This window comes from Terriglobus sp. RCC_193, assembly GCF_041355105.1.
In the GTDB taxonomy this organism is placed as follows: Bacteria; Acidobacteriota; Terriglobia; order Terriglobales; family Acidobacteriaceae; genus Terriglobus.
The window spans coordinates 177,605-202,130 of the sequence record NZ_JBFUPK010000003.1; the positions used below are offsets into that span (position 1 = coordinate 177,605).

A 24,526-nucleotide genomic window follows, 5' to 3' on the forward strand; every position below is an offset into this window, starting at 1 on the left:
TCAAACGCGCGGCAGCAACAGACAGCTTTCACGCATACGAACGGATATGCTCGTACTATCGCGATGATGCAACGACTGTTTGCTGCCGCCACTCTTCTATGTGCCTTTGCGTGCGCAATGCCATCCCGCGCAGATGTGGCATTGCTCATGGAACAGCCCTATGGCGAGTTCGGCAAATACAATCCAACAGGCCATGCTGCAGTCTTTCTCAGCGACATCTGCGCCGAGACGCCGACACAACTACGCCGCTGCCGTCCCGGCGAATACGGCTCGGTCATCAGCCGCTATCACAAGATCCATCACCAGGATTGGATCGCCATGCCGCTGGTTCCCTATCTCTACGGCGTGGAACGCCCCTCGCAGATTCCCGCCTCCGTCACGAAGGATCAGGTGAAGCAACTGCGCGAAGCCTATTGGCACGACCATCTGCAGCAGATTGCCCCGCCGAATAAAAATGGCGACGCCCCCAAAGGCGAATGGCCGCAGCTTGTAGGTTCATTATTTGACCGCACCATCTTCGGGTTCTCCGTGCATTCCACACAGGAGCAGGATGATCGCTTCATCGCCATCTTTAACGACCGCCGCAACGTGGGTCACTTCAACCTGTTCTTCCACAACTGCGCAGACTTCTCCCGCACAGTGCTGAACATGTATTACCCCGGCGCGATTCATCGCAACATCTTTGCCGACCTTGGCTTGACCACGCCCAAGGCTGCTGCAAATTCCCTGGTGAAATATGGGGAAAAACACCCGGAACTGCACCCGACCACCTTTGAAATGCACCAGGTTCCGGGTGAAATGCCGCGCAGTGGCAACATTGATGGCGTGTCAGAATCGCTGGTGAAGAGCAAGAAATACCTGATTCCGCTGGCCATTCTGCAACCCATTGCAACGGGCGCCGTTGCAGTGGATTTCCTCACCCGCGGTCGTGCCAAACTTCCACGCACCGCCACGGCCTTTGCCGTCCGCGACTGGAAGGTGAAAGCTCCCCCGCCGCAGCCGCAAACGACCGCTCATCCTGACGAGGCAGGCTCCCCTACGCTGGGAAGCTGATTCTTTCCCCGCGCAGAGGATTTCCCGGCGATATTCGGCCTCAGAGCCGGATCACGGCTTTAAAATCAAAGCTATGAGCTATCCGGCAAACTACCGCTACACCAAGGAACACGAGTGGATTGAGGTCAACGGCAACGAAGCCACCGTGGGCATCACCGAACACGCGCAAAGCCTGCTTGGCGACATTGTTTTCGTCGATCTGCCAAAGACAGGCACGCAGCTGGCCCATAAGGCATCTTTCGGTTCGGTAGAAAGCGTGAAGGCGGTCAGCGACGTGTATGCCCCCGTCTCAGGCACCGTGACCGCGGCGAACGAAGAGCTTGCCAACGCACCGGAAAAGATCAACGAAGACGCGAACAATACCTGGCTCATCAAGCTCACGCTGAAGGACGCATCCGAGTTGGATGGTCTGCTGGACGCCGCCGCATACGAAGCTTTCGTAGCGGAAGAAACGCACTAAACGAGTTTCTGTTCGAAAGGGGCCGCCGCTCCGCAGCAGCGGCCCGCGAACCTTCTGCTCATCGCCCTCCGCACCCACACCAGACGAGGCAACATTCCCATGCGTTACCTTCCTAAGTCGCCCGCCGACCGGGCCGCCATGCTCCAGGAGATTGGCGCTGCTTCCATCGACGACCTGTTTGATTCCGTCCCCGCCGAATTTCGCCTCACACGTGATCTGAACGTTCCCCGCCAGCACTCGGAGCACGAAGTCATTGAAGCGTTCAAGGTCTTCGCAAACCAGAACGCTACGGGATACTCATCGTTCCTGGGCGCGGGTGCCTATCATCACTATCGCCCGGTGCTGATTGACACGGTCGTTTCACGCGGCGAGTTTCTCACCAGCTATACGCCCTATCAGCCGGAAATCGCGCAGGGCACGCTGCAGGCGCTCTTTGAGTTCCAGACCATGATCTGCGAACTCACCGGCATGGACCTGGCGAATGCCTCCATGTACGACGGCAGCACCGGCGCGGCAGAAGCCGTGATGATGGCGGTGCGCGTCACTGGTCGCAATGGCGCTGTCATCGCACGCACCGTACATCCGGAATACCGCGAAGTGCTGGCCACCTACGCGCAGCACCAGGGCATTCCGCAGACGGAAGTGGGTTACACCACCGATGGACGCGTGGATTATGCCGCGCTGGATGCCGCCATCACCAGCGACACCGCCTGCGTACTCATCCAGTCGCCCAACTTCTTCGGCACCATTGAAGATGTCGCAAAGATCGCGGAAATCGCGCACGCCAAGGGTGCTCTGCTCATCGTCTCTATCGCTGAAGCGGTTTCACTCGGCATCGTAAAGCCGCCGAAGGAAGCCGACATCGTCTCGATGGAAGCGCAGAGCTTCGGCGTTCCCGTGGGCTACGGCGGCCCGTATTGCGGTGTCATCGCTGCAAAAGAAAAGTTCCTGCGCCAGATGCCCGGACGTCTCTGCGGCCAAACCGTGGACCAGAACGGCGACCGCGGTTTCGTGCTGACACTCTCCACACGCGAGCAGCACATCCGCCGCGAGAAGGCCACCAGCAACATCTGCACCAACCAGTCGCTCGTCGCGCTGATGGTCACGGTCTTCCTAACCGTTTACGGCAAAGGCCTGCAGGAACTGGCAGAGCAGAACCTGGCCAAGGCGTACTTCACCGCGCAGTCGCTGGAAAAGAGCGGCGCGAAGCTGCTGTTTGCTGGCGCACCGCGCTTCAACGAGTTCGTCATCACCACGCCAAAATCCGCAGACGCCACCAACACGGCATTGCTGAAAGAGAAGATCATCGGCGGCCTCTCGCTGTCGAAGTGGTATCCGGAGCTTGGTGAAAATGCATCGCTGTGGTGCGCCACGGAACTGACCACGCGCCAGGAAATCGACGCAGTAGCGGCAGCACTCAGCAAGGCGTAACGTCTCGCTGCATACCAAACGTCAACCACGAGCAGGGTGCTTGCGTGAAAGACGTTTTGAAGGGGACGGGCTTCAGCCCGTCCATCAAATGGCTAGAATCGACGCGGCTTTAGCCGCTGAGGGACAGAGTTCAATGGATCTGAACAGCCTGCAAGGCGAAGAGCTGTACGCAGTGGAATTCGTAGAAAAGCACCTGCAACTTCGCTTTGCGGACGACGCATTGCTGACCCTCTACATCTGGCCTGAAGTCGCGGACGCTGACGGCATCTCCGTGGGCCACGGGCAGGCAGGTTATCGCGATGCGCTCTGTTCCCTCATCGGAGAGACCGTGAGTGAAGCGCAGTTTCACGACGACACTGCGCTCACTGTCGAGTTTGAAAATGGCACCCTGCTCGCGCTGAGCCTGCGGGATGAGGATCGGGACGACGCCACAGATGCAGGCTCTTTCCGCAATATTCATGGCGAGGTTTTCGACTTCTAGGGCGCTCTATGAAGAACGAACATCACTACAACACGAGCATCGTCTGGACGGGCAATCGCGGCACCGGCACTTCGTCGTATCGCGACTATGCGCGCTCCTATGACCTGAGCGCGCCGGGCAAGCCTCTCATCGCAGGTTCATCCGATGCGACCTTCCGTGGGGAAGCCAGTAAGTGGAATCCCGAGGATATGTTGCTCGCCTCGTTGTCCTCATGCCACATGCTCAGCTATCTGCATCTGTGTGCAGACGCCGGCATCTCTGTCATCGCCTACAGCGACAACGCCGAAGGCACCATGCAGTTGACCCCGGACGGCTCAGGCCATTTCACCTCTGTCACGCTGCATCCGCAGGTAACCATCGCCGCAGGACACGACCTTATCAAGGCAGATGCGCTGCATCATCGCGCGCATGAACTTTGCTTCATCGCCAATTCCGTTAACTTTCCCGTTGCGTGTGAAGCAACAACCACACACGCCGCAAACGATTCGAGGGACATCTGATGGCAGACACACCTTTTGTTGGAACGCCGCGCAAGGCCACCACGCACGTCAACCAGAACGAAGGCCTCGTCTTCGAGAAGAGCTCACCCGGCAAGAAGGCCTACCGGCTGGACCAGCTTGATGTACCGGCGATCGACGCAGCTTCCCTGCTCGGCGACGCCGTGCGCACAGACAACCTGGGCCTGATGCCGGAGCTGAGCGAAATCGAAATCGTTCGCCACTTCACGCGCCTGTCCACATGGAACTACGCCATTGACCTTGGCATGTTCCCGCTTGGCTCCTGCACCATGAAGTACAACGGCCGCGTGAACGAAGCCGTCGCACGCCTGGAAGGCATCGCGGAAGCGCACCCCTACCAGCCGGAATCGCTCTCGCAAGGCACGCTGGGCATCATGAAGCAGTTGCAGGACTGCCTCCTTGAAATCACCGGCATGGATGCCATCACGCTGCAGCCCGCAGCCGGCGCGCACGGTGAATTCACCGGCATCCTGATGATCCGCGCCTATCACGAGAGCAAGGGCAACGCCCGTAAGAAAGTGCTGATCCCCGACTCCGCGCACGGCACCAACCCTGCCACTGCTGCCGTCGTTGGTTACCAGATTCAGAACCTAAAGTCGAACGCCGATGGCGGCGTTGACCTCGAAGAACTCCGCCGCGCCGTCGATGAAGACACCGCCGCGCTCATGCTCACCAACCCCTCCACCATCGGCGTCTTCGAATCGCAGATCAAGGAAATCGCGGACATCCTGCACGCCAAGGGCGCGCTGCTGTACATGGATGGCGCGAACATGAACGCGCTCGTCGGCAAGACACGCCCCGGCGACTTCGATGTGGACGTGATGCACCTGAACCTGCACAAGACCTTCTCCACCCCGCACGGTGGTGGTGGCCCAGGCAGCGGCCCCGTTGCATGCAAGGCCATCCTTGAGCCCTTCCTGCCCGCGCCCATCGTCGTCGAGAAGGCAGATGGCACGCTCACATTCGAATACAACCGCCCGCATACCGTGGGCCGCGTCCGCATGTTCTACGGCAACTTCGGCATGTTCGTCCGCGCACTCGCTTACACACTGGCCAACGGCCCGGACGGCCTGCGCCTCACCACCGAAGACGCTGTGCTCAACGCGAACTATATCCGCGCCAAGCTCGAAGGTGTCTTCGACCTGCCCTACAAGACGAAGTCAATGCACGAGGTCGTCTTCAGCGACAAGCTACAGGCAAAGAACGGCGTCAAGACCGGCGACATGGGCAAGCGCCTCATCGACTATGGCTTCCACGCCTACACTGTCAGCTTCCCGCTGATCGTAAGCGGCGCCATGATGATCGAGCCCACAGAGAGCGAATCGCGCGAGGAACTCGACCTGCTCATCGACGCCCTGCAGCAGATCGCCCGCGAAGCCGCGGAAAACCCGGAGCTGGTAAAGACCGCACCGCACACCACGCGCATCCGCCGCCTCGACGAAACCGCCGCCGCCCGCAAACCCATCCTGCGCTGGCAGGGCCCACCCGAAGAAGTGGAGGCAGACACCGCCGCCAAGGAGTGGTAACCCAAACCACAATGGATGTGGCCGCGCTCAACACACTGTCAAAACGAGTTCTGGATGCGGCCTTTGCCGTGCATACAGAACTTGGCCCCGGCTTACTTGAGAGTGCTTATGAGGCATGCCTGGCCAGCGAGTTTACGCATCGTGGCCTTCCATTTCAGCAACAACTCCCGATGCCTCTTGTCTACAACGGCCAGAAGCTCGCGGATGTAGGCTATCGGCTGGACTTTCTTGTATCCGGCCATCTGATATTGGAAATAAAGGCTGTGGAAGCAATTGCCGCTGTGCACCATGCCCAACTGCTGAGCTACTTGAGACTTTCAGATAAGCATCTCGGTCTGCTTGTTAACTTCAATGTTGCCAGTCTTCGCGATGGCATCCATCGAAAGGTCAATAAGCTTTAAGAGCGTCCGCAAAGTTCGCAATGGTCACACGAAGTACGCAAAAGAAACTTTGCGGTAACTTAGCGAACTTTGCGGACGCTCTTTCATACCTGAAGGGAGCCACCCATGTCCGCCTTCTGGGACCACAAAGACGAACTCGAAAAATACGAATTCATGATGGGCGTCGAGCGTGGCCGCCTGGCAGTTGCCATGGACGTGCTGACAGACGCGCTCGCCCTCGTAGGCCAGCACGGCGTCTACTGCACCTCCAACCGCAACCCGACTGTTCCCGCGCTCGACATTCAGGCCGTCATGCGCGGTATCAACGACGCCAAGGAACTCATCGGCTCTTCCATGGAAGAGATCCGCAAAAAGAAAGAAGCAGCGGGTACGACACCATCGCAGTAGTACACTAACACTCGAGCACCCGTAGCTCAGCTGGATAGAGCGGCAGCCTCCGAAGCTGTAGGTCAGAAGTTCGAATCTTCTCGGGTGCACCATATTCGCAACGACGAAGAACCCCGGCAACCGCCGGGGTTTTCTCTTGCGTAGAAATCGACAAAGACATCAACAAAAGAAAAGCCCCGAACGAATCCGGGGCTTTCTGTTGTTGATGCAGTTCGCTTAGAAGTACAGGCGCCCCAGCAGTTGCAGCTGACGCGGACCATAGATCGTGCTGGAGGTCGACGTCGGTGTGTAGAACTGCGAGTACGGTGTGAAGCAGCCGCCCGTGTACAGGCTGGTCGGGCAGGTTGCGCTGCCATTCACAGGAGCCGCATAGGAGTACGCGCTGGTGTTCACAGCGAGGACGTTGCGATGGTTTGCAATGTTGAATGCTTCCGCCGCAAGCTCCAGACGCATACCCTCACGCCAGATCGGGAACACGCGAGACAGACGCATATCGGTGTTGTGCACTCCCGGACCGGAGAAACCGTTACGGCGTGCAATCACATCAGGCACGCGATAGCCCGTACCGGAGGTGACCATCGCGCCGCTGATACCACCATCGCCTGCAAGCTGCGAGGTGATGGAGCCGTTGATGAAGCCGGTCACCGGGAAGCCGCTCTGCGCCGTCACGCTTCCGGAGATCTGCCATCCATTTGCCGCATATGCCGCAAACTTGTTGGCAATGGGGAAGCTGGTCTGGTACAGCAGAGTGCCTACAAAGCGACCGCGCTGGTCGATGTCAGAGCGCGAGTACTCTGCGCCACGCCCCTGACGGTGGCCCTGTGCAAACGGAATGATGGGAGCATTCGTACCGTTGAACGTACCGTTCGGTGCGCCCGCCTGGCCCGCATCCATCGTGCGCGCCCAGGTGTAGTTCGCCAATACCTCAAGTCCGTGCGAGAAGGGCTTGCGCACCGAGAACACACCGGAGTGGTACCAGCTGTTTACATCGGAGAAGCCAGTCAGCACCGAGGTCGTGCTCGAGTACAGACGACGCGTGTAGTACGGGAAGCTGAACGTGCTGGTCTGACCGTTAGACCGCGTCAGCGAGTAGGTACGGTTCACAGCCGATGTCGGATCGACGTTCGTATCCACATACACCGGCAGACGCATACCACGGGTTCCCACGTAACCAATGGTCAGCGTGGCACGCCCCGGCAATTGCTGCTCCACGGTCAGATCAAAGGAGTGGGTATAGGGGTTCAGGAAGCTGGCACTCGCACCGCGAACACCGATTGCCGACGACGGCAGTCCCGGGTTCACAGGCGTGATCGAAGTACCTGTCACCTGATTCACGGGTGCCGGTCCGGGCGGCAGGAACGCGGGGATACCACCCTGCGGAGCATAGGAGGCATAAGCCCCTGCTGCGGGCTGCTGCAGGGCCATGTTTGGCTGTCCAGTCGGTGTACCGGGAGCCGGGCCACCGTAAGCTGCCACCGTAACCGTTGGCGTGGAGAACTGCTGCTGATAAACACCGTTCTCACGACGCAGCGTGTACCACAGCGAGTTCGAGGTCAGGCCGTAGAAGATGCCGTATCCACCGCGAACCACGGTCCCAGCCTGCGGGTTCCAGGAGAAGCCAAAACGCGGAGCAACCATGTGGGTGTCGGTGTTGATGGTCTGTGTTGCGGCCAATGCTACCGGATTCGCCGTGTTGGGGCGATCAGGCTGCGGCACCAGCTGCAGATCGTAACGCACACCCAGCGACAGAAGCAGCTTCGACGTAATCTTCCAGTCATCCTGCGCAAAGAAGTCGATGTTCTTGTTCCAGAAGTCGTCTGCACCGATACCGGTGATGGGATCAGCGGTCTGCGAGAACGAGTTGTAGTGGCGACCGCCGTTCACCTGGTAAACGTCCTGGATCCAGCTCGCGAAGTTGTACTCGGCGGTCGCATTGGCGTAGTTGAACTGGCCATTACCGCCAAACAGGTTTGCAATCTGTTCGTGGATCAGGTTCACATCCGCGCCGACCTTGGCAGTATGTTTGCCCATGGTCTTGGAGAAGATGTCCGTAATCTGCCAGCGGTGCTCATCCGGGAACGCACCACGCGGCAGCGCCGAAGTTTCGCCATAAGAGTACAGGTTGGTCAGGTTGTTGGCCGGGCCACCCGTGTTTGTCCCTGCTGTTTCCAGATCGCGCGACCACTGGAAGTGCACCACGTTTGCCGTATTGGCATTGATGGCGGTTTCAGCATTCGCAAACAGGAAGCGCTCGTGGAAATTGATCGCGCCATTCTGTGTGACGGAACCGTTCGTAACCGTCGGAGACGAGTTATAACCATTCGGCTGCTTCAGGTTCTCAAACAGGAACGATGCCGAAAGATGCGTCTTCGACGAAAGCTGGTAGTCCAGGCGCGGCAGGTAGATATCCTGCGTCGTGTTACGCCCGAATGTACCCAACAGCTTCGTATTGGCGAACGTCACTGACTGCTGGCACTGCGACAGGGTGATACCCGGAATCGTCGACGGATAGATGCTGTTTCCGCGCGTCAGATAGTTCGAGGTACGTCCATCGCAAAGGGCCGTCAGGTCACCGATACTCTGCGTCGCCGTGTTGTACGTCGACAGATAGGTGATGGGATTGACACGGCGATAGCCGTCATACACGGCATGGAAGAACAGCTTGTCCTTGATGATCGGACCACCGACGGAAACGCCAAACTGATGCTGCACCTTTACCGGCTGGGTATAGAGCTTGCTGAATTTGCTTACTGCATCCAGCGCGTTATAACCCGGTGTGCGGTAGTACTCGTACACATCACCGTGGAAGCTGTTGGTACCGCTCTTGGTGATGGCGTTGATGACGCCGCCGGCAGCTTGGCCGAATTCCGCCGAATAACCGGAAGAGGCAGCCTGAAATTCCTTGATCGCGTCGATCGGGAAGACATAGGGAGCGCCAATCGCACGGCCACGTGCTTCCGAGAAGAATGCCTGGTTATTGTTGGCGCCATCCACCAGGTTGCTGTTGTACAGACCGGAGATACCGCGGAAGCTCAGGAGGCCAGTATTACCGTCAGGAGCAACGTTCGGCGTCAGCAACACGAAGTTATCAAAGCGACGCCCGTTCACCGGAAGATTGGCAACCATCTGCTCTGAAACCGTCTGCGAAATGTCTACCTTGTCCGCGTCCAGCAACGTCTGCTCTGTGGTCACGGTCACGTCCGTGGAGACCGAAGCAGCGGGCAACGTCGCGTCAATGGTGTTGGTATTACCCACCACTACGGCGACATTCTTCTGATCCAGCTTGCCAAAACCAGAAGCGGTAATGATCACCTCGTACTGGCCGGGCTGCAGGAAGGTAGCAAGGTAGCGTCCTTCGCTGTCAGTGGCAAGATCGCGCTTCGCACCGGTACCGGTATTAATCACCGTTACGGTTGCACCCGGCACAACAGCTCCGGCACCATCGCGCACAATTCCTGAGATGTTACCCAGCGCGGCGGTCTGCGCAAATGCGGTTGCAGCGCTGAGGCTACAGGCGAGTACCGCCGTAGCCCAAAGCTTCGTTGTTCCCATGTTGTTCTTCAACTGGTGGCTCCTGAAAACTTCATGCAGATTTCCGCGGCATTAGAGGGTGGCCGCGGGTTCAAAAAACTTCGCCGTAACATCGGCGTTTTTCGCGCTTCGATCGAAGTATCTGTTTCCGTTCAATTAAGTCGAAAACGCAAATTAGAGTGATATTTCTACGGTCGGGCAGGTCTGCACCCTATGTCAAGCAAGAAAAATGAAAAGAAAGTAAACGGACGCAGGTTGTCGCAGGAAAACCCGTACATCTATGGCAGAATGTACGAATTTCCTGAAAATCATAGACTTGCGGGCAGTTTCAATCGCGTCGATTAGTGCAGCTTGTCCGGGATCACGGCGTGTTGCAAAAGCAGTTCAAAGGGGACAATGCGCAGTGTGTTTTCGTGCGTAGCTTCCAGCACCACGGGGCACGCTGCACCCGCCTCAAACACCTGTAGCCAACGCGCCGCGCACACACACCAGCGATCACCCGGCTTCAGCCCCGGAAAGCCGTACTGCGGCATCGGCGTCATCAGGTCGTTGCCCAGGTGTTTCGATACAGCCAGGAACTCCTCCGTGACCACGCAGCACACCGTGTGCACACCCACGTCATCCGGCCCGGTGTCGCAACATCCATCGCGGTAGAAGCCGGTCATGGGATCACAGCCACATGTCTGCATTGGCTGACCCAATACGTTCTTCGATTCCGCTTTGACGGGTTCTACAAATGACATGCGACACTCCTTCTTCCAGTATAGGAGCGAGACAGAGCCGCCGCACACCCGGTACAACTGTGAGCATGTTTCTGCGACGCTTCTTTCTCGCCGTTCTCGTTCTTACTGCAGTCTCGCTTCCGGCACAGCAACCGGCCGTCTCGCACAAAGAAGCGATGCGCCGCGTGGAAGCAGGCATCACCGCGCTGCAGCGCTGGTATGTGCAACGCACGGGCTTGTATCGGACCACCGGATGGTGGAACTCCGCCAACGCCATCACCGTGCTGGTGGACGCCATGCACGCGGGCCTGCCTCACACCAACGAAGCCCTCGTAAGCAACACCTTCACGCAGGCGCAGATCGTTGTCCCCAGGTCCGAACAAACCGGTGAACTTACAAAGATGAGCGGCAATCCCGGTTTCCTGAACGAGTTCTACGACGACGAGGGCTGGTGGGCCCTGGCATGGATCGACGCCTACGACCTCACATCGAAGCCGCAGTACCTTTCCATGGCGCAGTCCATCTTTCGCGACATGCAGACCGGATGGGATGACACCTGCGGCGGCGGCATCTGGTGGAGCAAGAAGCGCCATTACAAGAACGCCATCGCCAACGAACTTTTCTTTGACGTTAGCGCATCGCTTGCACGCCGCGGCACACACACGGACCGTGCCGAAGCACTGGCATGGGCAAAGAAGGAATGGGCATGGTTCCAATCCTCCGGCATGATCAACGCCGACCATCTCGTAAACGACGGCCTTGACATCAACAAGTCCGAAGGCACCTGCCGCAACAACAAACGCAACGTATGGACCTATAACCAGGGCGTCGTGCTCGGCGCATTAGCCGAATACTCGCGCGCCACGCATGACGCAAAAGCATTGGACGATGCACGCGTTCTCGCCGATGCCGGACTCACCCATCTCACCGACAGCAACGGCATCCTGCATGACACCTGCGAACCGAAATGCGGTTCCGATGCGAACCAGTTCAAAGGTATCTTCGTGCGCAATCTGCGCATTCTCGATCACGACCTGCATGAACCCCGCTATCGCGCCTTCTTCGCCACAAATGCTGCCAGCATCTGGGAACACGCGCGCACAGGCAAGGATCAGCTAGGCGTGGTGTGGAGCGGGCTTCCCGCAGAGATCAATGCAGGCACACAGGTCTCCGCACTGGACGCGCTCGTAGCAGCCGCAAGCGACCATTAAAGCATCCGTCAGAACACCCAGTAACAACGCGCATCAGAACGCCCAGTAACAACGCCCGTCATTCTGAGGAGCAAAGCGACGAAGAATCCCAACGACGTATCCCAACCGATACATCCACAAGCTTTCTCGCAAAAAAGCCGGATGCTGCATTGCCAGTGTGAAATCCTTTGAGATTCTTCGCGTCGCTCAGAATGACAAACAAAAGAAAGCGGCCACCAAAGTGACCGCTTCATTCTTACTGCGAGAGAGCTATTTCGCGTTCATCGCAAGCTGCTGCTGATACTCCTCGTACGGCCCCTTGTGATCGGTAACCTGTCCATGCTCGAAGTGCCAGATACGTGTGCCCACTTCCTCAATCAGGTCCTGATCGTGCGTCACCAGCAGCACGGTGCCTTCATACTTCTGCAGCGACTGGTTCAGCGCATTGATGCTTTCCAGATCAAGATGGTTCGTCGGTTCGTCCAGGATAAGGATGTTCGGCTTCTGCATCATCAACTTGCAGAACAGTAGACGTGCAGCCTCTCCACCGGAGAGCGCCTCGGTCTTCTTAAGACCTTCTTCACCGCGGAACAACATCTGACCCAGGATGCCGCGAATCTCTTCCGTCGACTTCTTCGGATCAAAGCCGTGCAGCCACTCTGAAACCGTGGTTCCGTGCTGAATCGCAGCCTTGTGGTCCTGCGCAAAATAACCAATCTGCGCCTCATGGCCCCACTTCACTTCACCCGCGGAGCGCGGAAAGTCATTGTCCTGCAGGTCCGGCATGCCCGAGAGCAACGACTTCAGCAGCGTCGTCTTGCCCGTACCGTTACGACCCATCAGAATGACCTTCTCGCCACGCATCAACTGCGACGTGAAAGGCTTGAACACAGGCCCATGCGTTCCATCGGGAGCAGGCGTGTCATAGGTGTGCGTAACGTTCTCCACTTCGAGGACGTGCTTGCCGCTGGGACGCAAAAGATCAAAGCGGATGAACGGGCGCTGAATGTTGGAACGCGCCAGCTCTGTCGTGGCCAGACGCTCCACTTCCTTCTTACGGCTGTTCACCTGCGACGAACGCGTACCGGCACTGAATCGCGCAATGAAGTCATTCAACTGCTCAATCTTCTTTTCGCGCTCTTCATTCTGCGATTCGATGCGTGTGCGGACGCTGACCTTCTGCATCACCATGTCGTCATAGCCACCGTTGTAGGTGATGATCGTCTGGTAATCGATGTCGGCGATGTGCGTGCAGACCGCATTCAGAAAATGGCGATCATGCGAGATCGTAATCAGCGTGCCGCGATACGCCAGCAGGAAGTCCTGCAGCCAGTGCACCGACTCAAGATCGAGATAGTTCGTCGGTTCGTCCAGCAGCAGCGCATCCGGCTCACCGAACAGCGCCTGCGCCAGCAGCACACGCACCTTCTGGCCGCCCTGCAACTCGCTCATCTTGCGCTCGTGAATCTCGTCGGGGATGTCGAGGCCCTGCAGAAGGATGGCCGCATCGGCCTCGGCTTCATAGCCATTCTCATCGCCCACAACGCCTTCCAGCTCGCCAAGACGAATGCCGTCATCGTCGGTCAGCTCGGCTTTGTTGTACAGCGTCTCGCGCTCTTCCAGAGCGGCCCACAGCGGCGCATTGCCCATGATGACGGTATCGATCACGCGATAGGCGTCAAAGGCATACTGGTCCTGCTTCAGGACGCCCAACTTGCGCGGCCGCACGATGGTGCCCTTCTGTGCTTCCAGCTCGCCGGTAAGGACCTTCATGAAGGTCGACTTACCCGCGCCATTCGGACCGGTCAGACCGTAACGACGGCCCGCAATAAATTGTGTCGATACGTCCTCAAACAGAATCTTCGAGCCGTACCGCATCGTGACATTCGAGACAGAGATCATCACTTCAATTCTCTCATGCAGCGAATATCAAGCGAAACAGCTTATCGCGTTGCACTAAAGACGGTGCTACTACCCAGAAAGAATTGCCGACATTCCACATTCGGACGTCGGCAACCAAAAGATCCGGTCCAGCCAGCCACAACACGTGCAAAGCACGTCGAGGACAGTACGAAGTACTACCAGGCGCTCTTCACCACACCGCCATCCACACGCACTGGCGAACCATTTGTTCCGCTTGCCTGCTCGCTGCAAAGGTAGACAGCCATCGCGGCCACTTCTTCCACCTTGGCCAGTCGCTTGTTCAGGCTCGATGGGCGTTCCGTGGCAATAAACTGCTTCTCCACTTCCTCAACAGTGATGCCTTTTTCCTTCGCGATCTTTTCCATCATCGCGGTAACGCCTTCGCTCTCAGTCGGCCCCGGCAACAGGCTGTTTACCGTAACGCCGCTCGCTGGAATCGTCTCCGCAATGCCACGCGCCAGTGCAATCTGCGCGGCCTTTGTCACGCCGTAGTGCACCATCTCCGGCGGAATCTGGACACCACTTTCGCTGGAGACAAACAACACGCGTCCCCACTTACGCTCCAGCATCCCGGGCAGATACTGACGCGTAATGCGCACACCACTCAACACGTTCGTGTCCAGAAAACGCATCCACTCTGCATCATCAATCTCAAGGAACGGCTTCAGCTCAAAGATGCCCAGGTTATTTACCAGCACATCCACCTGAGGCAGCGCTTTGAACAATGCCGGCGCGCCTTCCGCCGTGCTCAGGTCCGCAGCAATGCCATGGACATCGCCAGAAACCTGCTTCAGCGCAGCGTCTACGCGTTCCTGCGTGCGTCCGTTAATCCAGACAGTCGCACCTTCCGCCGCAAGCCCTTTCGCAATCGCCAGCCCAATGCCCGCAGTCGATCCCGTTACAAGTGCACGCTTTCCCTTGAGTCCCAGATCCATGTCCTGTCCCCTCTTCGAGTCGTTAGATGGAGCCGACAAGCCCAAGGGTGCGTGGAAGACTACCGCACACGCTCGCTCAAGCGGTCCACAAGCGTTGTCACTGCACCGTTATCAATCACGACAGCAGCACGTTGCACGCCCTCAGCCAGATTCTGTACGACATCCGCCACCTGCAGCACAGCCGCCGCATTCAGCAACACAATATCCCGTCGCGGCCCTGTCTCTCCTGCAAAGATGCTGCGCAGAATCGCGGCATTCTCTGCCGCATCGCCACCGGCCAAAGGATCGTCTGTAGCCTGCAATCCCGCACTCTCCGGTGTCACTGTGTAACGGCGTATGCTGCTCCCCTTCACCTCTGTGACGATGCTCTCTCCGGAGAGCGACAACTCATCCAGACCACCCGCGCCATGCACCACCAGCGCATGATGCATGTGGCCGCTATGGGCCAGCGCATGGGCCACGTGATCCACCGCCTCGGCAGAGTACACACCCAGCACCTGACGCTTTGCTCCCGCCGGATTGGTCATCGGTCCCAGCAGGTTGAATACCGTTCGGAACGGTAACGCCCGTCGCACCGGTGCGACGATTTTCATAGCCGGATGCATCCTCGGCGCCAGTAGAAAAGCGAAACCATGCGCGTGCAACGCAGCCGTTGCCGACTCCGCCGTATGCTCTGTTTCAATGCCCAGCGCATGCAACACATCCGCGGACCCGCTGCGCGACGTAATGGCACGATTGCCATGTTTTGCAACGGTCACTCCCGCCGCCGCAGCCACCAGTGCCACCGCCGTGGAGATATTGAACGTTCCCGATCCATCACCGCCTGTACCGCACGTATCGACAGTGTTTTCGCGCTCTTCGTCACTCAGGGGCAACGTCGTTGCAGCACGTCGCATCGCCGCGTTGAAACCCGCCAACTCCTCTGCCGACTCGCCACGACGATGCAACGCCGTCAACAGAGCAGCCATCTCGCTCTCGTCAAACGCGCCGTTCAAAAGAGCGGTCAATAACTGTTCTGCGCCGTCAAAACGCAGCGTCTCGCCGTGGTGGACTACAGACTGAAAGAGATCGGTGGAAGCCATGCATCTCCATGGTCGCAGATGCGCGATGTAATCCGATAACCGAACACACGTGCGATATCCATTTACGTGTTTCATCGCGCTCCGCTACCATGAGCCGTGTTGAACCAAGAGCGCTTTGTCCCCGGACAAAACGCCGCTCCGGAGTTGTTCTGAACGATGAAGATTCACGAGTACCAGGCGAAAGAGATCCTGCGGAAATACGGCGTCCCCGTCCCCGAAGGCGAAATGGTCACCACGCTGGAAGAGGCCGACCGCGCAGCCAAGGGCCTGTTTGACGCGGGCAACCCCGTCGTTGTGGTCAAGGCGCAGATTCACGCAGGCGGTCGCGGCAAGGGCGGCGGCGTGAAGGTCACCAAGAACATCGACGCAGCCAACGAGGCGTCCAAGGCCATCCTCGGTATGCAGCTCATCACGCACCAGACCGGCCCCCAGGGCCAGAAGGTGCAGCGCCTGCTCATCGAACAGGGTTCCGCTATCGACCGCGAACTCTATCTCGGCGTCACGCTGGATCGCGGCAACGGCAAGCTCACCTTCATGGCATCGCGTGAAGGCGGCATGGAGATTGAAGAAGTCGCGCACGAGAATCCGGACGCCATCTACAAGGAAGCCATCGAGCCCGCGCTCGGCCTCCAACCCTGGCAGGCACGCAATCTCGCATTCAAGCTCGGCCTCGAAGGCTCGCAGATCAACCAGGCCGTCAGCTTCATGATGGGTCTGTACAAGGCCTACGTGGAAACGGATTGCTCGCTGCTTGAGATCAACCCGTTCGTCACCACCAAGGACGGCAAGCTGCTCGCGCTCGATTGCAAGATCAACTTCGACGACAATGCGATGTTCCGTCACAAGGACCTGAAGGAACTCCGCGACATCAGCGAAGAAGACCCGCTTGAAGTGGAAGCCAGCAAGGACTCGCTGAACTACATCCGCCTCGACGGCTCCATTGCCTGCATGGTGAACGGCGCTGGTCTCGCGATGGCGACGATGGACATCATCCAGTACAGCGGCGGCTCGCCTGCCAACTTCCTCGACGTAGGTGGCGGCGCAAACCAGCAGCAGATTGAAGCAGCCTTCGCCATCCTGCTCGCCGACCCGAACGTGAAGGCGATCTTCATCAACATCTTCGGCGGCATCCTGCGCGTGGACGTACTGGCAACCGCAGTCGTCGCAGCAGCGCGCAATCTGAATGTCACGCTTCCTCTCATCCTTCGTCTCGAAGGCACCAACGTCGAAGAAGGCCGCAAAATCCTTGCGGAGTCCGGCCTGAAGTATGCGGTAGGAGCGACGATGGCAGAAGCTGCAAAGCTGGCCGTGGAGGCAGCTCAGGGAACAGGGAACAGGGAACAGGGAACAGTGTGATTGGCGAATCCTATCGGGATCTCATCGTTTGGCAGAGAGCAGTCCAACTGAGCGTTGCTCTCTACAAGCTGACGGCGACATTTCCGAGGGAAGAGCTTTACGGCTTAACGAGCCAACTCCGGCGTGCCGGGGTGTCAGTAGCAAGCAATATCGCAGAAGGTTACGGTCGCAGGTCAACGGGAGAGTACAAGCAATTTCTCGGCATGGCTCGCGGGTCCAATATGGAAGTTCAAACGCAGTTGGTGATTGCAGGAGAGTTAGGTTTCGGAGACCCAGTGAAGTTCAAGGAATCAGAGTCACTCTCGCACGAAGTCGGAAAAATGCTCGTAGCGATGATGAACAAGATTTAGCCTCGAACCCTGTTCCCTGTTCCCTGTTCCCTGTTCCCTCTGCTGAGGAGAACGAAGATGGCAGTTCTGGTAAACAACGAAACCCGCCTCATTGTGCAGGGCATCACCGGCCGCGAAGGCACTTATCACGCCAAGGGCTGCCAGGAGTACGGCACCAAGGTTGTCGGCGGCGTAACCCCCGGTAAGGGCGGCACCACGCATGAAGGCTGGCCCGTATTCAACACGGTGGAAGAAGCCGTGAAGGCAACCGGCGCAAACGCCACCATGATCTTCGTTCCGCCTCCGTTTGCGGCGGACGGCATCATGGAAGCCGTTGCCGCGGAGATCCCGCTGGTCGTCTGCATCACCGAAGGTATCCCAGTGCTGGACATGGTGAAGGCGTGGACCGTCGTGCAGGATTCCAGGTCCATCCTGATTGGGCCCAACTGCCCCGGCGTCATCTCGCCTGGCATGGCCAAGATCGGCATCATGCCCGGTCGCATTCACAAGCAGGGCCACGTCGGCATCGTCTCCCGTTCTGGAACGCTCACCTATGAGGCCGTCCATCAGCTCACGCAGCGCGGCATCGGCCAGTCCACCGCCATCGGCATCGGCGGCGACCCCATCATCGGCACCAAACACATTGACGCCATCAAGATGCTCAACGACGACCCCGACACCGAGGCCATCGTCATGATCGGCGAAATCGGCGGCACCAACGAAGAGCTGGCAGCCGAGTACATCAAGGCGCACGTGAAGAAGCCCGTCGTCGGCTTCATCGCAGGTCAGACAGCGCCTCCGGGACGCCGCATGGGCCACGCCGGAGCCATCATCAGTGGCGGTGAAGGCACAGCCGAAAGCAAGATGGAAGCCATGACTGCCGCCGGGATCCACGTGGTGAAATCGCCCGCCGACATTGGAGAAACCATGGCGCGGGTACTCGGAAAGTAAACCTTCCTAACCATCAGCCTCTCAGGGGACGCCACACGGCGTCCCCTGTTGTCTTTCCCGGTCCCTCTTTCACCGCCTCAAAGAACCGTGTTACCCGGAGAAACCCTTTAAATCCCTGAAAAGACGCCACAGCCATCTTTTGCATCCATCTTGAGTAGCAGGGTTGCTTGACGGAGCTTCGTTGCCTTGGAGAAGCAGCAATGGAAAGGCCGGGACGACGAAGGGACGTGGAGAAAACACCGCAAAACATTGCGGATGACCTTTTGTCGCATGTAACCGTTGCGGTCTTTGCAATAGATGCGCAAGGCATCTGCACCCACGTGAATCCGGCCGCCGCCAGGATGTTCGGCTATGAAGTTTCCGAACTCCTGGGTGCAGACATCCACGCCCTTCTGCACGCCCGTCACGCAGACGGAAGCGTCTACGACCGCAACTCCTGCCCCTTCCTTCAATCCGCCACCACAGGCGAAAAGATTCGCAACGTGAACGAGGTCTTGTGGTCCCGCTCAGGCAAGCCCATCCATGTGTTTGGGTCTTCCGTCCCGCTGCCCAACGGCAAAGGAACAGTGGTCACGATTCAGGACGGCACCTCGCTACACCACCTGCAGGAACGTCTGGAGCACGCCCAGTACGAGCAGACGGAAGCGCTGCGCCAACGCGACGCCGCGGCCCGCATCGAACGCGACCTTGCCAGGGAAAAGGAACTGCATCAGCGAGAAATCGCCGTAGCAACCGAACGCGCCGCCACACAGCAGCTCCGGGCGCAGCAACGCGCCGCCGAGGATCGTCTTCTGGAATCGGAGAAACTGGCCGCGGTAGGACGTCTCGCAGCCTCCATCTCCCACGAGATCAACAACCCTCTCGAAGCCGTCACCAACCTGCTTTATATCGTGCGGCATGACACATCCCTCTCCAGCGAATCGGACGAATACCTGCGCCAGGCGGAAGAAGAACTGGCGCGTGTTACGCAGATCGTGTCGCAGACACTGCGTTTCCAGCGCGCCGGTACCATACCAACGGAAGTCGTCCCGGAAGCATTAATTGACTCCGTACTGTCGCTGCATCAGGGGCGGCTCCATCATCGCCGCATCCAGATTCATCGCAGGCACCGTCCATCCACGGCGTTCCGTTGCGCGGAAGGCGACGTGCGCCAGATCCTTAACAATCTGGTGGGCAACGCCATCGATGCCATGAGTCAGGAAGGCGGCACACTGACGCTGCGGACCGCCCCCGCCCGCGATCGGCACACCGGCCAATCCGGCATCCGCATCCTCGTCTCAGATACCGGACACGGCATGCCGCGCCATACCTCCGCTCACATCTTCGAGCCCTTCTACACCACCAAGGGTGCCAGGGGCTCGGGTCTGGGTCTATGGATTTCCAGCACGCTGGCCATCCGCATGGGCGGTCGTATCTCCATGCGTTCCCGGACAGGCGGCGGAAGCCACGGCGGCACCACATTTTCCGTCTTCATCCCGGATGCTGTCGTCATAGAACAGCAATCCTCTGAAGACGAACGGATAGCGCGAGCCGCCTGAATCCACAAAAAACGGTACAATTGTAGGGTTGAGATCACAACTCACCTAGGGAGCACCATGTCGCAGCGCACGTTTTCCATCGTCAAGCCGGACGCCGTCCGCAAGGGTCACACCGGAGCCATTCTCGCCAAGATTGAAGAGGCTGGTTTCAAGATCGTCTCCATCAAGAAGATGTCGCTGACCGACGAGCAGGCGCAGGGCTTCTATCACGTTCACAGCGAGCGCCCCTTCTTCAAGGACCTGACAAAGTTCATGTCCTCCGGTCCCATCTTCCCCATGGTTCTGGAGAAGGACAACGCGATTGCTGACCTGCGCAAGCTGATGGGCGCCACCAACCCGGCCAACGCTGAAGAAGGCACCATCCGCAAGCAGTTCGCCGCATCCATCGAAGAGAACGCGATCCACGGCTCCGATGCCGAGGACACCGCAGCTTTTGAGATCGGCTACTTCTTCGCCGGTTACGAAGTGAAGTAGTTCCGCTTTTGCAGTACAGAACAGTACAAACACTGAGGCCGCTCCCACCTGGAAGCGGCCTCGGTATTTGTACTGGCAACAGGCTTACGGTGCCTGCTTTCGAGCCTCGCGTGCCATTTGATCGGCCTGCTCTTTCGCTCTTCGAGCAGCATCGCGCGACAACTGTTCCGCCTGCCTCTGCTTCTCACGCGCTTCCTTCATTTTTTCGCGCGCCTGCTCCATCTCCCGGCGCGCATGGTCCTTCTGTTCCCGGGTCAGGTCCTTTGCATCCTCCAGCGACTTCTGGCTGGCCGCAAGCGCATCTTCCGCCTGCTTCAACGCGTTCGCCGTAATCGCGTTCACATCCGGCATCTGAATAGTGAGGGTATCCGGTGGTGTGGGTGGCATGGGAGGAACCGGCACACCCGACAGCTTCTGCGGCGCAGCCGGCGGCTTCAAACCACCACCCGCCGTATTGCGGCTTACGTTAATGTCACCGTGCGAGGTGTTGATCCGCACCTGAGGCCCACCACCGTTCACCGTACCGGTCAGGATGCCTTTGCCCGGCGAATTCGTGGAATCGAACTCGCTGTTCACATCGCCATCGCTGGTCTCTGCCTGCAGATTGAACTTGCCCTTGTCCGGCAGCGTCAGCGTCACGGAGCCATTCTGGTTGTCGATGGTAATTAAGCCAACCGGCAGCGCCGCATCCACCTTCACGTCACCGTGATTGTTCACTACCTTCAGTTCGCCGGAGACCTTATCCAGCGTCACGTTGCGACTGCGGGTCTGCACCAGCGCAGGTCCCACCACCTGGTCCGCCTCAATGTCATCGCGATCGATGGAGAAACTGCCGTACAGCCGCGAGAAACTCAGATCGGTGCGGCTGCTGTTGTAGGCCACCCGTCCGCTCACACGCTGCACATTCGCTCCGCCAAAGAAGTCGCCATGAATCGTCGCGCTTCCCGTAATGTCGGTCAACGTCACTTCGTTGCCGGTGCCGTCCACCGTCGTATCACCCGCAACGCTGCGGATATTCACGTCGTGATGGCGATTGTTGCCGTGCACCTGCACCGGGCCGGTGATGGCTGCCACTTCCACATCGCCGTTGTCCGCTGTCACCACCAGCGGCGCCTTCATATTCGTCACATGAACGTCACCGCGTGTGCTGTTCAGCAGCAGACGGGTTGTGGGAGGCACTAGCAGCGTCACATCGGCTGTACCGCCCTGCACCGTGGGAACACGCAGCGTCAGGTTGTCATCCGCACCTTCAAACACCGGCGAAAGATCACGCATACGGTCCGTCGCCGCATTATCTGAATTTGTGTATACCGACTTGTGCACCGACAGGTGAATCTGCCCATCATCGCTCGTTCCCGCCACGGAGAGATCGCCGCGCGGATTCACGATGGATAACGACCCACCCGACCGGATCGTCCGCAGGATTGGAGCGGCATCTTCCTCGTGCTTCTGGCCGAAGAAATGTTCCATCCCTTCGCCCTTGAAGCCAAAGAACTGCATACCGTTGTTGTCCGCGCGCCATTGCAGCGTATGCGTTGCCAGGCCAATGCAGGCCAGCACCACCAGCACGAAGATCACGCCGCCGCCAATGCTGTAACGCATCGGCGGTGCATCCGCGGGAGCCATGGCACGATCAATGCCCCACTCCACCAGCCGCAACACGCCCACCGCAATGAACAGCAGCGGCCACCAGTGCGCGTACCAGTTGAAGAAACCAATCGTGGAAAGTTTGCCCGAGTGGATCAGGAAGAAGATCACACCAATCGTGATCAGCAGAATCGGTCCAATCAGCGAAGTCCGCCGATGGCCGCGCCAGTACATCTTTATCTGGTCGCGCTGCACGCGGGTCTGCATCTTCCATGCCGCCGCGGCAGCTTTCTGCTGTGCCCGGCCCTGGCGATCGGCCATCCGCTGCTGATCGCGATAGAACCGCTGTTGCGCCTTCTGCCAGCGCGGATCATAACGCGGGTCGCGGCTGGGGTCATAGCGCGGATCGTTGACGTTGGTGGGGTCGAACGGTGCGTTCGGATCTCCACTCGGAGGATAGGGAGGCTGGTTTGGAGGTGTCGTGCTCATGGCTCTTTACCGTCCTTCCTCGCCGTTGTCGGCGTTCAGATCGTTCTCTGGCCGCGTGTACTTCGGCACAAATGAAACAGGCTCATCCTTGGATGCAACCGGCTCCTCGGGCACAACCGGGCCCGGCTGTCCGGGATAACCCGGATATCCCGGATACATCGGCTGGCTCGCGGCCATCTTGCTCTGTGCCACACGTTCCGCCAGCATCAGCGCGCCGATGGCAATCAGCAGGATCGGCCAGGAATTACCCCACGAGATCGCGTGGACTCCCTGCAGCAGCGTCAACAGACCCACCACAAAGAGGATCGTTGCGCCGCGGTACGCTCCCGCACTGCCCCAATCCAGCATGGGGCTGCCTTCGGGATAAACCGCCCGTAATGCCATGCGGCGGCGAATGTACAGGAATACACCGAGCGCCATCACAAACAGTCCGCCCATGGCCTCGCCCTCAAGGAAGGCAAAGGGATGCAGCGTGGATATCAGCGCCAGGACACCCAGACCAATGAGCCAGAACGCACCGGCAGGAATCTGCTTCGCCGGAGGTACAGGAGGCATCGGCGGCACAGGAGGCATGCCATAAGCCGGCGGCGGCACAGGAGGCACACCATACGCGGCTGGATCATACGGCGGCGCATAGCCCGCAGGCGGAGGTGCATAACCCGCTGGCGGAGGTGCGTAGCCTGCTGGCGGCACCGGCGTGGTGTTTTGCGAATACACGTTCCCCGCGGGATCCACCTGATAGCTGCTCGTGTTTCCGGCAGCATCGGTACGCGAGTAATAGCTGGCTCCCGTCGCCGCGTCATAGCGCGCCTCTTCCATCGCCGGTGCAGCGCCGGGCATGCGGCCCACCGTCTGCGACCACGTGCGATTCAAGTCCGGATGCGATTGTGGCTGGAAGCCAAAGCGCTCGCCAATGTTGTTCAGGCCAAACGGATCGGGCAGTGGGCTTCCATCGCGGCGCGCAAGCGCCGTCTGGTAGGCCTCAAAAGCCATGTAGATCACCCAGCCCGCCACAAAAATCCCGAAGATGTCGGCGACATGGCTGCTCAGAGAAACAAAAACAGCGAAGATTGCCAGGTGCGCCAATCCCTTGGCAAACTGGCCGTTGTACATCGCGCCTACGCCGGGGATAAAGCCCAGCAGACCCGCCAGCAGAGGGTTGGGAATATGCGTTCCCGGCGGTGGAGGATAAGCATAGGGTGGTGGCGGAGGCGGAGGAACTGCCCCTGCCGGGTCATAGTTCGTGCCGTGCGTACCCATCTGCGGATCGTAACCCGCGGAAGCACCCGGCGCAGTGTAACCCTGCTGATCGCTGTTGTCCTGGATGCTCATGCTTGCTCTCCTTTTCCGCGATGATCCACTGCGGAAGTCTCTCTGCTGCTCTGCACTTCCTGGAAGTGCGGTTGGCGCCAATCGCCGTGCAGTTCGTGCCTGGGAAAGGGCGAACTGCTGCGAGGCTGTCCAGAGGGTACGGGACGTTGTTCCGAATCGTCCTTCTTCTCCGGCTGGTTGTTGGTAATGCCGCGTTGCGTCCCGCTGTCGGTATCGCGCTGCATCTCCCGCACACGCGATTCCAGTTCGTACACCACGCGAAGGTTGTCGTAATACCGCACCACCTGGCTGTTCATGCTCCAGAAGCTGCGGCGAAGACTTGAGGGCTTCAGATCGCTGGCACGCAGTGCGCCAACGTGAACACCAAACAGATTCAACGTCAGCGCAATGGAGAAGAACGCCATCGCCGCCGTCATGGCAAAGCGCGGCTGCATCACCGTATGCACCATGCGCGCCCATGCCGTCTTCGGCTCTGGTGCGCGGAAGGGCAGAACCTTTGCGCCCTGGCTATGCCCGAACAAGGAACCGGAATGCGCCACCTGCGCCGCCATGGCGCTGGCCAGGCCTTCATTACCGCTGGTCCGCATCAGGATGCGCGCCACCATGTTCGCTGGCGGAACCGGGTCCTCCTCCTTCAGCATGTCCATCCATGCGTTGCCCTTGCGAATCTCTTCGTAGAGCTTTTCACAGGACGGGCATTCGGCCAGGTGCAGGCGGAAATGCGTATCGTCTTCGGCCAGCAGAACGCCGTCCGCGGCGTCCAGCAGCATGGTCTCGCACTGCGTGCAGGTGAGCCGGCTCATGCGCTTCTTTCCTCCCTCTGTCGAATT

22 protein-coding genes and 1 tRNA gene are annotated in these 24,526 nt (G+C 58.9%); 15 read left to right on the plus strand and 8 right to left on the minus strand.

The features are described 5' to 3' along the window. The first annotated feature begins 117 nt into the window (after positions 1-117). The 9 genes from AB6729_RS16730 (at position 118) to AB6729_RS16770 (ending at position 6,349) form a co-directional block, all read left to right on the plus strand. Complete coding sequence (locus AB6729_RS16730) at positions 118-1,053, plus strand: hypothetical protein (RefSeq protein WP_371082802.1); 936 nt, start codon at positions 118-120, stop codon at positions 1,051-1,053. Positions 1,054-1,126: 73 nt separating this feature from the next. Beyond that, complete coding sequence (gene gcvH / locus AB6729_RS16735) at positions 1,127-1,513, plus strand: glycine cleavage system protein GcvH (RefSeq protein ID WP_371082803.1); 387 nt, start codon at positions 1,127-1,129, stop codon at positions 1,511-1,513. Positions 1,514-1,612: 99 nt separating this feature from the next. Continuing rightward, entirely contained in the window at positions 1,613-2,944 is a 1,332-nt protein-coding gene (gene gcvPA / locus AB6729_RS16740) for an aminomethyl-transferring glycine dehydrogenase subunit GcvPA (protein ID WP_371082804.1), read from the plus strand. A 133-nt stretch (positions 2,945-3,077) separates the two neighbouring features. Next, positions 3,078-3,425, plus strand: a complete 348-nt coding sequence (locus AB6729_RS16745; RefSeq protein ID WP_371082805.1) for a hypothetical protein — start codon at positions 3,078-3,080, stop codon at positions 3,423-3,425. An 8-nt stretch (positions 3,426-3,433) separates the two neighbouring features. Continuing rightward, the gene (locus tag AB6729_RS16750; protein ID WP_371082806.1) at positions 3,434-3,925 is read left to right on the plus strand and encodes an OsmC family protein; all 492 of its coding nucleotides are present in this window, start codon (positions 3,434-3,436) and stop codon (positions 3,923-3,925) included. After that, positions 3,925-5,469: an aminomethyl-transferring glycine dehydrogenase subunit GcvPB gene (gcvPB, locus tag AB6729_RS16755; RefSeq protein ID WP_371082807.1), complete on the plus strand. Its 1,545-nt coding sequence runs from the start codon at positions 3,925-3,927 to the stop codon at positions 5,467-5,469. Before AB6729_RS16750 ends, gcvPB begins: the two co-directional genes overlap by 1 nt. An 11-nt stretch (positions 5,470-5,480) precedes the next feature. Continuing rightward, positions 5,481-5,870, plus strand: coding sequence for a GxxExxY protein (locus tag AB6729_RS16760; RefSeq protein WP_371082808.1), 390 nt, complete (start codon positions 5,481-5,483; stop codon positions 5,868-5,870). 105 nt (positions 5,871-5,975) lie between these two features. Further along, positions 5,976-6,257 (plus strand): hypothetical protein, encoded by a 282-nt coding sequence (locus AB6729_RS16765; RefSeq protein ID WP_371082809.1) that lies wholly within the window; start codon positions 5,976-5,978, stop codon positions 6,255-6,257. A 15-nt stretch (positions 6,258-6,272) separates the two neighbouring features. Further along, positions 6,273-6,349, plus strand: a tRNA-Arg gene (locus tag AB6729_RS16770). Positions 6,350-6,473: 124 nt separating this feature from the next. Here the strand turns inward: AB6729_RS16770 and AB6729_RS16775 are convergent. Together AB6729_RS16775 and AB6729_RS16780 are read right to left on the minus strand one after the other, a co-directional pair. Beyond that, positions 6,474-9,809 carry a carboxypeptidase regulatory-like domain-containing protein gene (locus AB6729_RS16775; protein ID WP_371082810.1) on the minus strand — a complete coding sequence of 1,112 codons (3,336 nt, stop codon included), beginning with the start codon at positions 9,807-9,809 and terminating at the stop codon, positions 6,474-6,476. Positions 9,810-10,129: 320 nt separating this feature from the next. Then, positions 10,130-10,531, minus strand: a complete 402-nt coding sequence (locus AB6729_RS16780; protein ID WP_371082811.1) for a DUF2237 family protein — start codon at positions 10,529-10,531, stop codon at positions 10,130-10,132. A 65-nt stretch (positions 10,532-10,596) separates the two neighbouring features. On the opposite strand from AB6729_RS16780, the gene AB6729_RS16785 reads away from it, so the two are divergent. After that, on the plus strand, positions 10,597-11,721 hold the full coding sequence (locus AB6729_RS16785) for a glycoside hydrolase family 76 protein (protein ID WP_371082812.1): 1,125 nt from the start codon (positions 10,597-10,599) through the stop codon (positions 11,719-11,721). Positions 11,722-11,970: 249 nt separating this feature from the next. Here the strand turns inward: AB6729_RS16785 and AB6729_RS16790 are convergent, their stop codons facing one another. The 3 genes from AB6729_RS16790 to trpD all read right to left on the minus strand — a co-directional run bounded on the left by AB6729_RS16790 (position 11,971) and on the right by trpD (position 15,640). After that, complete coding sequence (locus AB6729_RS16790) at positions 11,971-13,602, minus strand: ABC-F family ATP-binding cassette domain-containing protein (protein ID WP_371082813.1); 1,632 nt, start codon at positions 13,600-13,602, stop codon at positions 11,971-11,973. A 176-nt stretch (positions 13,603-13,778) separates the two neighbouring features. Then, positions 13,779-14,558: an SDR family NAD(P)-dependent oxidoreductase gene (locus tag AB6729_RS16795; protein ID WP_371082814.1), complete on the minus strand. Its 780-nt coding sequence runs from the start codon at positions 14,556-14,558 to the stop codon at positions 13,779-13,781. 59 nt (positions 14,559-14,617) lie between these two features. Beyond that, positions 14,618-15,640: an anthranilate phosphoribosyltransferase gene (trpD, locus tag AB6729_RS16800; RefSeq protein WP_371082815.1), complete on the minus strand. Its 1,023-nt coding sequence runs from the start codon at positions 15,638-15,640 to the stop codon at positions 14,618-14,620. A gap of 156 nt (positions 15,641-15,796) precedes the next feature. Here trpD and sucC point away from each other — a divergent pair, with 156 nt between their 5' ends. The 5 genes from sucC (at position 15,797) to ndk (ending at position 20,288) form a co-directional block, all read left to right on the plus strand. Beyond that, a complete protein-coding gene (gene sucC / locus AB6729_RS16805) occupies positions 15,797-16,996 on the plus strand; it encodes an ADP-forming succinate--CoA ligase subunit beta (protein ID WP_371082816.1) in 1,200 nt (399 codons plus the stop codon). Beyond that, positions 16,993-17,346 (plus strand): four helix bundle protein, encoded by a 354-nt coding sequence (locus AB6729_RS16810; RefSeq protein WP_371082817.1) that lies wholly within the window; start codon positions 16,993-16,995, stop codon positions 17,344-17,346. The genes sucC and AB6729_RS16810 overlap by 4 nt, the downstream gene beginning before the upstream one ends. Positions 17,347-17,403: 57 nt before the next feature. Further along, positions 17,404-18,276: a succinate--CoA ligase subunit alpha gene (gene sucD, locus AB6729_RS16815; protein WP_371082818.1), complete on the plus strand. Its 873-nt coding sequence runs from the start codon at positions 17,404-17,406 to the stop codon at positions 18,274-18,276. 227 nt (positions 18,277-18,503) lie between these two features. Next, positions 18,504-19,814: a nitrogen regulation protein NR(II) gene (locus AB6729_RS16820; protein ID WP_371082819.1), complete on the plus strand. Its 1,311-nt coding sequence runs from the start codon at positions 18,504-18,506 to the stop codon at positions 19,812-19,814. Positions 19,815-19,871: 57 nt separating this feature from the next. Beyond that, a complete protein-coding gene (gene ndk / locus AB6729_RS16825) occupies positions 19,872-20,288 on the plus strand; it encodes a nucleoside-diphosphate kinase (protein WP_047497502.1) in 417 nt (138 codons plus the stop codon). An 84-nt stretch (positions 20,289-20,372) separates the two neighbouring features. Here the strand turns inward: ndk and AB6729_RS16830 are convergent, their stop codons facing one another. From AB6729_RS16830 to AB6729_RS16840, 3 genes are read right to left on the minus strand one after another with little or no spacing between them, the layout of a single operon-like run. Further along, entirely contained in the window at positions 20,373-22,364 is a 1,992-nt protein-coding gene (locus AB6729_RS16830; RefSeq protein ID WP_371082820.1) for a DUF4097 family beta strand repeat-containing protein, read from the minus strand. A 6-nt stretch (positions 22,365-22,370) separates the two neighbouring features. Beyond that, complete coding sequence (locus AB6729_RS16835; RefSeq protein ID WP_371082821.1) at positions 22,371-23,696, minus strand: hypothetical protein; 1,326 nt, start codon at positions 23,694-23,696, stop codon at positions 22,371-22,373. Continuing rightward, complete coding sequence (locus tag AB6729_RS16840) at positions 23,693-24,499, minus strand: anti-sigma factor (protein ID WP_371082822.1); 807 nt, start codon at positions 24,497-24,499, stop codon at positions 23,693-23,695. The genes AB6729_RS16835 and AB6729_RS16840 overlap by 4 nt, the downstream gene beginning before the upstream one ends. Positions 24,500-24,526: the final 27 nt, after the last annotated feature.

Bases quoted from the DNA above. Each gene is read 5' to 3' on its own strand.
- AB6729_RS16730 (WP_371082802.1), top strand. From the start codon at position 118: ATGCCATCCCGCGCAGATGTGGCATTGCTCATGGAACAGCCCTATGGC.
- gcvH (WP_371082803.1), top strand. From the start codon at position 1,127: ATGAGCTATCCGGCAAACTACCGCTACACCAAGGAACACGAGTGGATT.
- gcvPA (WP_371082804.1), top strand. From the start codon at position 1,613: ATGCGTTACCTTCCTAAGTCGCCCGCCGACCGGGCCGCCATGCTCCAG.
- AB6729_RS16745 (WP_371082805.1), top strand. From the start codon at position 3,078: ATGGATCTGAACAGCCTGCAAGGCGAAGAGCTGTACGCAGTGGAATTC.
- AB6729_RS16750 (WP_371082806.1), top strand. From the start codon at position 3,434: ATGAAGAACGAACATCACTACAACACGAGCATCGTCTGGACGGGCAAT.
- gcvPB (WP_371082807.1), top strand. From the start codon at position 3,925: ATGGCAGACACACCTTTTGTTGGAACGCCGCGCAAGGCCACCACGCAC.
- AB6729_RS16760 (WP_371082808.1), top strand. From the start codon at position 5,481: ATGGATGTGGCCGCGCTCAACACACTGTCAAAACGAGTTCTGGATGCG.
- AB6729_RS16765 (WP_371082809.1), top strand. From the start codon at position 5,976: ATGTCCGCCTTCTGGGACCACAAAGACGAACTCGAAAAATACGAATTC.
- AB6729_RS16775 (WP_371082810.1), bottom strand. From the start codon at position 9,809: ATGGGAACAACGAAGCTTTGGGCTACGGCGGTACTCGCCTGTAGCCTC.
- AB6729_RS16780 (WP_371082811.1), bottom strand. From the start codon at position 10,531: ATGTCATTTGTAGAACCCGTCAAAGCGGAATCGAAGAACGTATTGGGT.
- AB6729_RS16785 (WP_371082812.1), top strand. From the start codon at position 10,597: ATGTTTCTGCGACGCTTCTTTCTCGCCGTTCTCGTTCTTACTGCAGTC.
- AB6729_RS16790 (WP_371082813.1), bottom strand. From the start codon at position 13,602: ATGATCTCTGTCTCGAATGTCACGATGCGGTACGGCTCGAAGATTCTG.
- AB6729_RS16795 (WP_371082814.1), bottom strand. From the start codon at position 14,558: ATGGATCTGGGACTCAAGGGAAAGCGTGCACTTGTAACGGGATCGACT.
- trpD (WP_371082815.1), bottom strand. From the start codon at position 15,640: ATGGCTTCCACCGATCTCTTTCAGTCTGTAGTCCACCACGGCGAGACG.
- sucC (WP_371082816.1), top strand. From the start codon at position 15,797: ATGAAGATTCACGAGTACCAGGCGAAAGAGATCCTGCGGAAATACGGC.
- sucD (WP_371082818.1), top strand. From the start codon at position 17,404: ATGGCAGTTCTGGTAAACAACGAAACCCGCCTCATTGTGCAGGGCATC.
- ndk (WP_047497502.1), top strand. From the start codon at position 19,872: ATGTCGCAGCGCACGTTTTCCATCGTCAAGCCGGACGCCGTCCGCAAG.
- AB6729_RS16830 (WP_371082820.1), bottom strand. From the start codon at position 22,364: ATGAGCACGACACCTCCAAACCAGCCTCCCTATCCTCCGAGTGGAGAT.
- AB6729_RS16835 (WP_371082821.1), bottom strand. From the start codon at position 23,696: ATGAGCATCCAGGACAACAGCGATCAGCAGGGTTACACTGCGCCGGGT.
- AB6729_RS16840 (WP_371082822.1), bottom strand. From the start codon at position 24,499: ATGAGCCGGCTCACCTGCACGCAGTGCGAGACCATGCTGCTGGACGCC.